This window comes from uncultured Amnibacterium sp. (assembly GCF_964245895.1).
Lineage (GTDB): Bacteria > Actinomycetota > Actinomycetes > Actinomycetales > Microbacteriaceae > Amnibacterium.
The window spans coordinates 1-6,841 of the sequence record NZ_CAXTOQ010000169.1 but is presented as its reverse complement, the minus strand read 5'-3'; the positions used below and the strand labels follow the sequence as shown (position 1 = coordinate 6,841).

The window sequence follows — 6,841 nt, the reverse complement described above, 5'->3', positions numbered from 1 at the left end:
CGTCATGGGATGTCGAGCTGCTGCTCTCGAGGGATTCGCGGGACACGCGGGCGCTGGCGCGCGACCGGAGCAGGGGATCGAAGCGCTTGATCCGGCACGGGGTCTACGCGGAGGAGTCCGCGGTCGCGGACCTCGACCTCGAGGAGAAGCACATCGTCGCCATGCGAGCGCTCGATGCGGTGACGAACCGCCCGCTGGTGTTCTCCCACTGGTCGGCGATGACCGGACAGGGCCAGGACTCGCTGGCGACCCGGCTCGGCACGGTCCACGTGACGTTCACGGAGCCCGGCCAGCGCGGTCTCGAGCGCGTCAGCAGTCATCTGCTCTCGCTCCGGGATGAGGAGGTCGTGGAGGTCCACGGCCTGCTGATGACGAGCGTGGGCCGCTCGGTGATCGACATCGCGGCCGCCGCCTCGTTCGAGGAGGGCGTCATCGCTGCCGACTCCGCCCTGCGGTCCGGCCTGCCGAGGGAGATGCTCGAGCTGGCTGTCGATCTCGCCGGGTCTCGACGCGCACCGAAGCGCATCGCCGCGGTCGTGGCATTCGCCGATGGCAGGAGCGGATCGGTGGGCGAGTCGCTCAGCCGCGTCACCATGCACCGGATGGGCCTGCACCCCGAGCTCCAGCACAAGCACTTCGATCACCGCGGCTACATCGGGAAGTCGGACTTCTTCTTCTCGGACGAGCGGGCCGCCTGCGAGTTCGACGGGAGGGTGAAGTTCGTCGACGAGCGCTTCGCGCCGAACGGCGCCGCGGAGGTGCTCTGGAACGAGAAGGTCCGTGAGGACCGGATGCGTGCCGTCAACGACGGGTTCGCGAGGTGGGGCTGGCCGGAGGCGCGCGATCCGCATCGGCTCGCCCCGGTGCTGCGCGCGGCCGGGGTGCAGGTTCCGAGCAGGTTCTGAGGACATCGGCTCAAGTTGTTCATACAGGATCAGTCATGCGAGACTGATCGCGTGTCGTCCATCCGCGTCTTCCTGCTCGGCGCGCTCGCCGAGCGGGGGCCGATGCACGGCCACCAGCTGCGCCTCCTCGCGGAGAAGGAGCACGTGCACATGTGGACCGACTTCCGCGTGGGCGCCATCTACGGCGCCCTGAAGCGGCTCGTCGCGGAGGACCTGGTCGAGCCCGTGCGCACGGAGCGGGAGGGCGCCAGGCCCGAGCGGCAGATCGTCCGGATCACCGATGCGGGGCGGATCGCGCTCGATGATCTGCGGCTCGAGACGCTGCGCGAGTTCGCCCTCAAGCCGGACCCCTTCGACCTCGCGCTCGCGAGGGTCGGCAGGGACATGGCCGACGAGCTGCCGGACCTCCTCCGGGCCCGGCGCGCCGCCATCGTCGCGGCGGCGGCGCACCACACCGCCCGCCTCGAGCACGTCCACCAGTACCTGAACATCACCGAGCAGCACGTGATGCAGCACCAGACCCACCGCCTGCGGGCCGAGCTCGACTGGCTCGACTCCGTGCTCGCAGCGCTGCCCGCCATCGTCCTGGACGAGAAGACCAGAGAGACCGACTGACATGACCACCACCCCCGCCCCCGTCGGCACCATCCAGGTCGCGCCCCGGCGCGCCTGGATCGCGTTCGCCGTCGTGCTCCTCGGCTCGGCGATGTCCCTGATCGACGCGACCATCGTGAACGTCGCCCTGCCCTCGATCCGCACGAGCATCGACGCCTCCGAGGCGACGCTGTCCTGGATCATCTCCGGCTACGCGCTGGCCTTCGGTCTGGCCCTGATCCCGGCCGGCCGGCTCGGCGACCGGTTCGGCCACAAGTGGGTCTTCTTCTCCGGGCTCGCGCTCTTCGTCGCCGCGAGCGTGGCATGCGGCCTGTCGCAGACCGACGAGCAGCTGATCGTGTCCCGCGTCGTGCAGGGCCTCGCGGGCGGCATCTACCTGCCCGCGGTCTCCGCCTACATCCAGCTGCTGTTCTCCGGCCGGGTCCGCGGCCGCGCGTTCGCGGTGTTCGGCGCCGTGCTCGGCGTCTCGTCGGCGATCGGCCCGGTGCTCGGCGGCCTGCTGATCGAGGCGTTCGGCACCACGGACGGCTGGCGCTTCGTGTTCTACGTCAACCTGCCGATCGGCGTCGTGGCGCTGCTCGCGACCGCCGCGCTTGTGCCGAACAGCCCGCGGCAGGCAGCCGCCGCGAACGGCGTCGACCTCGTTGGGCTGCTGCTGCTCTCGGGCGCGCTCAGCGCGATCCTCGTGCCGCTGATCGAGGGGCAGGACCAGGGCTGGCCCCTCTGGACCTACTTCTCCCTCGCCGGTGGGGTCGTGCTGCTGGTGCTCTTCGGCCTCTGGGAGCGCAGCGTCGTCGCCCGAGGCCGCACCGCGCTCGTGCCGCCGCACCTGTTCACGCACCCCGCCTTCACCGCGGGCACCTTCCTCGCGCTCGTCTACTTCGCGGCGTTCGTCAGCATCTTCTTCTCGATCTCGTTGCTCTGGCAGTCCGGCCTGGGGCACACCGCGCTCGAGTCCGGCCTGGTCTCGATCCCGTTCGCGATCGGCAGCATCGTCGGCTCCTCGTTCAGCACCCGCCTGTCGGCCGCGATCGGCCGGACGGTCCTGATCCTCGGTTCCGGCCTCGTCGCGCTCGGTCTGATCGGCGTCTGGCTCGTGCTGCTGCTGGTGCCCGCCACCGACCTGACCAGCTGGGACCTGCTCGGCCCGCTGCTCGTCGCCGGGCTCGGCAGCGGCCTGTTCATCGCGCCGAACGTGCAGTTCATCGTGGCGACCGTCGATGCCGCGGAGGCGGGTGCCGCGAGCGGCGTCATCTCCACGATGCAGCGGATCGGCTCGGCGATCGGCATCGCGGTGATCGGCAGCGTCTTCTTCGGCACCCTGTCGTTCCCGAGCGGCCGCCGGCCCACCTCCACCGACGTGGCGGACGCGTTCGCCACGAGCGCCACGGCGGCCCTGCTCGTCAGCGCCGCCTTCGCGGTCGTCGCCTTCCTGCTGGTCTTCACCCTGCCGAAGCAGGTCGGCCGCGGCGGCAGCGCCCCGCAGCAGCAGGCAGCGTCGGAGCCCGCGGCCGCGGGCCGCTGACGGAACCAGCCCGTGTTCCGCCGCCGCGGCGGGCGTGACACCATCGCCGGATGATCGGAGCCGACCGATGAAGGTCGTGGTGGCGGGCGCGACCGGGGCCATCGGGGTGCCGCTCGTCGAGCGGCTGATCGCGGCCGGGCACGACGTGATCGGGATCTCCCGGCGGGCGGACGCCGGCGAGGGACGCGGCTGGGCAGGCACCGTCGTCGCCGACGTGCTCGACCGCGCTGGGCTGCTCGCCGCCGCGAAGGGCGTGCGCGCCGACGCGGTCGTGCACGAGCTGACGGCGATCCGCGGGCTGCCGATGCGCTACCGGGACCTCGACGCCACCAACCGGCTGCGCATCCAGGGCACCTCCAACCTGCTCGGCCTCGCGGAGGCGGTGGGCGCGACCCGGATGGTGACGCAGTCGTTCCTCGGCGGGTACGGGTTCGTGCCGCGGGACCCGACGCCGATCCCGGAGGGGGCGCCGTTCGGCGTCCCGGGGAAGGCCTCGCGCCACCTGGTGCCGATCATCGAGGCGCTGAAGGCCGCCGAGCGCCTGACCCGCTCGATGCCGGGGCTCGAGGGGATCAGCCTCCGCTACGGCCTGTTCTACGACGCCGCGAGCCTGCGCGGGATGGCGCCGATGCTGCGCCGGCGGCTGCTGCCCGTGCCGCGCTCCGGCGGCGGGGTGCACTCGTACATCCTGGTGCCGGACGCCGCTGCCGCGACCGTCGCGGCCCTCGAGCGGGGCCGCGCCGACCGCGCCTACAACGTCTGCGACGACCGGCCGATCCCCTGGAACGACTTCTTCGACGCCGCCGCCCGCGCGGTCGGCGCGCCCCGTCCCCTCCGGGTCCCGGCCGCGGTCTTCCGGGCCATGCCCTACATCGACGAGGTGCTGCGGTCGAGCATCCCGATGTCCAACGCGCGGGCGAAGGAGGAGCTGGGCTGGGCGCCGTCCGCCGCGTCGACCGAGGAGGGCCTGCAGCTGGCGGCCTCGGGCTGAGCCCTCCTGCTCAGCCGGGCGGATCTACCGTCGGACGGTGAGCACCGACCGCACCAGCACCCAGATCCATCTCGCCCGCCGGCCCACCGGGTGGCCCGTCGACGACGACTTCCGCCGGGTCGAGGTCGACCTGGGCGAGCTGCAGCCCGGCGAGGTGCGGGTGCGGAACGAGCTGCTGTCGGTCGACCCGTACATGCGCGGCCGGATGAACGCGGGCCGCAGCTACGTGCCGCCGTTCGAGCTCGACGCGGTGATGACCGGCGCCGCGATCGGCCGGGTCGTCGCCTCCCGCGACGACGGCCTCGTGGAGGGGGACCTCGTGCAGCACGAGCTCGGCTGGCGCGACGTCGCGCAGGCGCCGGCGGCGGCATTCCGGCCGGTCCGCGAGGTGCCGGGCGTGCCCGCCTCCGCGCACCTCGGCGTGCTCGGCGTCACCGGGTTCACGGCCTGGCTCGGGCTCACCGAGATCGCGCACCTGCGGGAGGGGGACGTCGTCCTCGTCTCCGGCGCGGCCGGCTCCGTCGGCTCGATCGCGGGGCAGATCGCGAAGCTGCTGGGCGCCTCGCGGACGATCGGGTCCGCGGGCGGCCCCGAGAAGGCGCGCCTGCTCACCGAGCGGTACGGCTACGACACGGCGATCGACTACAAGGCGGCGCCGATCCGGCAGCAGCTGCGGGCCGTCACCGGCCGGGAGGACGGCGAGGGCATCGACGTCTACTTCGACAACGTCGGCGGCGACCACCTGGAGGCCGCCATCGAGGTCTTCAACGACGGCGCACGGGCCGCGCTGTGCGGGGCGATCTCGAGCTACAACGCGGACCGCCGCGTGCCCGGCCCGGACAACCTGTGGCTGCTCATCACCCGCGGCGCGAGCATGCGCGGCTTCACCGTGCCGCACTACTTCCCCCACTTCCCGGCGTTCCTCGAGCAGGCGGTGCCGTGGGTGCAGGACGGTCGTCTCGTCCATGACGAGACGATCCGGGAGGGTTTCGACGGGGTCGTCGACGCCTTCCTCGACCTGATGCGCGGGGCGAACACCGGGAAGATGCTCGTCCGGCTCTAGTCGAGCTGACCCGGTCTCAGGCGCCGACGGGCACCCGGTCCTCGGCGGGGGCCCCTGCGGTCGACGTCGCCGTGTGGAGCCCGAGGCCCTGGTCGCGCCGGCGGAAGACGACCGCGGCGAGGATGGCACCGCCCGCGAAGAACGCGGCGCACCACCAGTAGGCGGTCGCGTAGCCGTGCACGGCCGCCTCCGCGCCGACGGCGGCGGTGACCGGCGCGTGACTCGCGAGGTAGTCGGTCAGCGCGGTGGCCGCGAGGGTGTTCAGCAGCGCGGTGCTGATCGAGCCGCCGACCTGCTGGCTGGTGTTCACGAGCGCCCCGGCGACGCCGGCGTACTGCCGGTCCACGCCGAGCGTCGCGGTCTGCATCGACGCGGGCATGATCGAGCCCATGCCGGCGCCCATGAGCAGCAGCGGCAGCAGGAGGTCGGGCGCGTAGGCGCTGTGCACGTCGAGCCGCGTGAACAGCACCATCGCGGTCGTGGCGAGCACCATGCCGATCGGCACCATGACCTTCGGCCCGAACCTCGGCACGAGGAGGTTCGTGCCCAGCTGGGCGGCGAGCACGAGCATGCCGATCATCGGCAGGAACGCCACGCCCGTCTGGATGGGCGAGTAGCCGAGCGTCGACTGCACGTAGTACGTGACGAACAGGAACACGCCGAACATCCCGGCGCCGGCGATCACGACGGAGGCGTACGCCGCGGCCCGGTTGCGGTCCCGCAGGATCGCCAGCGGCAGCAGCGGGTGGGAGGCGCGGGTCTGCCAGACCACGAAGGCGATCAGCAGCACGCCCGCGGCCGCGAGGAAGCCCCAGCTGGCCGGCGAGTCCCAGCCGTCGCTCTCCGCGTTGGAGAACCCGAAGACCAGGCTGAACAGCCCGGCGGAGACGAGCAGGGTGCCGGGCACGTCGAGCCTCGGCCGCGGGCCGGTGCGCCGGACGTTCGGGACGAGGAACATCGCTCCGACGACGGCGACGACGGCGATGACGTCGTTGATGTACAGGTTCCAGCGCCAGTCGAGGCTCTCCGTCAGCACGCCGCCGAGCAGGAGCCCGATCGCGCCGCCCGCGCCCGCCAGGGCGCCGAAGACACCGAAGGCGCGGGCGCGCTCCTTCGGGACGGTGAAGGTCGTGGTGAGCACGGCGAGCGCCGTCGGGGCGAGCATCGCGCCGAACACGCCCTGCAGCGCGCGGGCGGCGATCAGGACGCCGAACGTCGGCGCGGCGCCGCCGAGGGCGGAGGCGAGCGCGAACCCGACGAGGCCGATCAGGAACATGCGCTTGCGGCCGACGAGGTCGCCGAGGCGGCCGCCGAGCAGCAGCAGGCTGCCGAACGCGAGGGAGTAGGCCGTGACGACCCACTGGCGGTCCGCGTCGGAGAAGCCGAGATCGGCCTGCGCCGAGGGCAGGGCGATGTTCACGACGGTCGCGTCGAGCACGACCATCAGCTGCGCGAGCGCGACGACGGCGAGCGTCCACCACCGTCGTGACGAGGGCGCGTCCACCGCGGCGGGGGACTCGGGGGAGGAGGTCATGGGCTCCACCATATACGGAACGGAGCAGTTCCGGATCTGCCACGTTCCAGAACGTGCCCGTGTCGTATACTCGGATCCCGACATCAGTGAGGAGCGGCCGCGATGACGCAGCAGGGTCTCGTCGACGAGGTCTCCGCGCAGGTCCCTGCGACGGAGGACGACGACCAGCGACGGCCGCATCTACACGATGAGCGACACGGTCGGCTTC

6 protein-coding genes are annotated in these 6,841 nt (G+C 72.4%); 5 read left to right on the top strand and 1 reads right to left on the bottom strand.

What is annotated here, in order from left to right; all coding sequences use genetic code 11:
- The 5 genes from ACFE60_RS16435 to ACFE60_RS16415 all read left to right on the top strand — a co-directional run.
- Window positions 1-905: hypothetical protein (locus tag ACFE60_RS16435; protein WP_375389938.1), on the top strand; the 905-nt coding region annotated here is incomplete at its 5' end.
- Between the two features lie 51 nt (window positions 906-956).
- Entirely contained in the window at window positions 957-1,520 is a 564-nt protein-coding gene (locus ACFE60_RS16430) for a PadR family transcriptional regulator (protein WP_375389937.1), read from the top strand.
- 1 nt (window position 1,521) lies between these two features.
- Window positions 1,522-3,045: an MFS transporter gene (locus tag ACFE60_RS16425; protein ID WP_375389936.1), complete on the top strand. Its 1,524-nt coding sequence runs from the start codon at window positions 1,522-1,524 to the stop codon at window positions 3,043-3,045.
- Between the two features lie 67 nt (window positions 3,046-3,112).
- A complete protein-coding gene (locus tag ACFE60_RS16420; protein ID WP_375389935.1) occupies window positions 3,113-4,036 on the top strand; it encodes an NAD-dependent epimerase/dehydratase family protein in 924 nt (307 codons plus the stop codon).
- Window positions 4,037-4,073: 37 nt separating this feature from the next.
- On the top strand, window positions 4,074-5,099 hold the full coding sequence (locus tag ACFE60_RS16415) for an NADP-dependent oxidoreductase (RefSeq protein ID WP_375389934.1): 1,026 nt from the start codon (window positions 4,074-4,076) through the stop codon (window positions 5,097-5,099).
- A gap of 16 nt (window positions 5,100-5,115) precedes the next feature.
- Here the strand turns inward: ACFE60_RS16415 and ACFE60_RS16410 are convergent, their stop codons facing one another.
- Entirely contained in the window at window positions 5,116-6,633 is a 1,518-nt protein-coding gene (locus ACFE60_RS16410; protein ID WP_375389933.1) for an MFS transporter, read from the bottom strand.
- Between the last annotated feature and the right edge of the window lie 208 nt (window positions 6,634-6,841).

Excerpts from the sequence above, each read along its gene's own strand:
- ACFE60_RS16420 (WP_375389935.1), top strand. The coding sequence starts at position 3,113 with ATGAAGGTCGTGGTGGCGGGCGCGACCGGGGCCATCGGGGTGCCGCTC.
- ACFE60_RS16425 (WP_375389936.1), top strand. The coding sequence starts at position 1,522 with ATGACCACCACCCCCGCCCCCGTCGGCACCATCCAGGTCGCGCCCCGG.
- ACFE60_RS16410 (WP_375389933.1), bottom strand. The coding sequence starts at position 6,633 with ATGACCTCCTCCCCCGAGTCCCCCGCCGCGGTGGACGCGCCCTCGTCA.